Genomic DNA, 1,660 nt, shown 5'->3' with positions numbered 1-1,660 from the left:
CGATTTTTATCCCTATGAGATAAATAAAAATCTATATTTGTTTTGCAGGCGGTGGCGTTTTTTCACAGTCTGACGTTACCAGCTATTTTACAGAATCACATATGAAAGAAAATTGGCTTTTTATTAAAACTCCAGATCATTACGGAAAATCAGAGATTATTCAGATTGATGAAGATGTCATTGATTATTTTGTCGTTGAAAAAACTGATGAAATCTGTCTAATAAAAAACGAAAACAGAAACGAAAAGCTAAGCAAAACAGAACATAAATTTGTAAATCAAAATCGAATTAGATTTTACAGAAATGGAAAAATTCACAAAGTTTTGAGTGATGAAAAGTCTATAACTGAAGATTGTATATTCGAAAATGATTACGAAAAACTAAAAGCAACAGAAACCGAATTAACAGAAAGTGAAATTCAGAATTTAAAGTTTGAGTTTAATTGGAATGGAGAAAAAAAGAATCTTAGATTCAATGAGGTTTTGGACTCGCCAGTTATACAAGAAATAAACAAACGTTTGAATAAAGAAGGAAGTAGAATTGTACTTGAAAAACTAAATGAAACGCTATTTGTTTCACTTTATATAGACAATTCTCTTGACAAACTAATTCCTATAAAATATGTTGACAGACAAAAGATAATTTTATATGGTTTCCCAAAAGAACCTTATGAAATTAATTGTCCAATAATAGAATAAAAAAAACAGCTGGTAACACACGCTACAAGCAATTTGGGGATTTGGCTTAATGGAAAAATTGGTTTGTATTTGGAAGATTTGGCAAATCCGAAGATAAGGCTTAATTTAATCCCAAACTGCTTGTAGCGCGAGAACGTTAGGCGTCATTGTTCCCTAATTGGACTTAAAAAACAACTATGAAAAAAGTATTATTTATCTGTTTGATTTTTCAATTCCAAATTTCTTTTGGCCAAAATGTTAGTATCGAGATTTCTGACCACTATCGTGAGCTTGATGGAAAAGCATATGCAACATACCAATTTGCTTGTTCAAGTTATAGTGCTTTGAGGCCGACTTTAGTCATTTTAACAAATAAAGATTTATCATTCGAACTTTTTGATAAATTATCAGTTTTATACAAAGCAAAACAGGAATATACAGATGTTTGGATATTAGGAATCACTAATTTCAACCAAAAAAATATTTCAGAAATTGATAAAAAAATAATTGACAAATTTTTACAACAAATAATCAAATATCGTGCAGACAATAATTTACCGAGTATGGAACTGGAACCGCCAGATACGCTTGAAACATTACAAAGAGACAAGATTATTATTGAGAAGAAAGAGGAAATTTGTAAATACTTGATGTGTAAAAACAAAATATAAAAACGTCTAAAAAAATAAGGAGCAAGAAAATCAAATTTTAAAACAGAAATTAATATTGAAATCGGTTAGCCAAATATTGTCGAATTTCAATACTTGCCAATCTTACGTGTCGCAACGCCGCCTAACAGCCGTTACAATCGATTTGCGGATTTAGTGGAATTATCGTTTTTAAACACTATTTTCGTTAAGCAGAAAATACTCAGTTTCAAAACCCGCAAACCGCTTGTAGCGGCAAAACGTCAGGCTGTGAAAAAACCTCGTTTCTTCCTCAAAAAAAGCTAATTTTTGCAGTACTACAAGCCTGATAAAGCC

The 1,660-nt window shown here is 30.7% G+C and carries 2 protein-coding genes; both read left to right on the top strand.

The window, feature by feature from the left end:
* Window positions 1-101: 101 nt before the first annotated feature.
* The gene (locus tag I5M07_RS15930) at window positions 102-698 is read left to right on the top strand and encodes a hypothetical protein (protein ID WP_200107440.1); all 597 of its coding nucleotides are present in this window, start codon (window positions 102-104) and stop codon (window positions 696-698) included.
* Window positions 699-874: 176 nt separating this feature from the next.
* Window positions 875-1,348: a hypothetical protein gene (locus I5M07_RS15925; RefSeq protein WP_200107439.1), complete on the top strand. Its 474-nt coding sequence runs from the start codon at window positions 875-877 to the stop codon at window positions 1,346-1,348.
* Window positions 1,349-1,660: the final 312 nt, after the last annotated feature.

Source organism: Flavobacterium agrisoli (assembly GCF_016522065.1).
Lineage (GTDB): Bacteria > Bacteroidota > Bacteroidia > Flavobacteriales > Flavobacteriaceae > Flavobacterium > Flavobacterium agrisoli.
The sequence above is the reverse complement of the archived record's forward strand: the minus strand, read 5'-3'. Positions and strand labels throughout refer to the sequence as shown.

Excerpts from the sequence above, each read along its gene's own strand:
- I5M07_RS15930 (WP_200107440.1), top strand. The coding sequence starts at position 102 with ATGAAAGAAAATTGGCTTTTTATTAAAACTCCAGATCATTACGGAAAA.
- I5M07_RS15925 (WP_200107439.1), top strand. The coding sequence starts at position 875 with ATGAAAAAAGTATTATTTATCTGTTTGATTTTTCAATTCCAAATTTCT.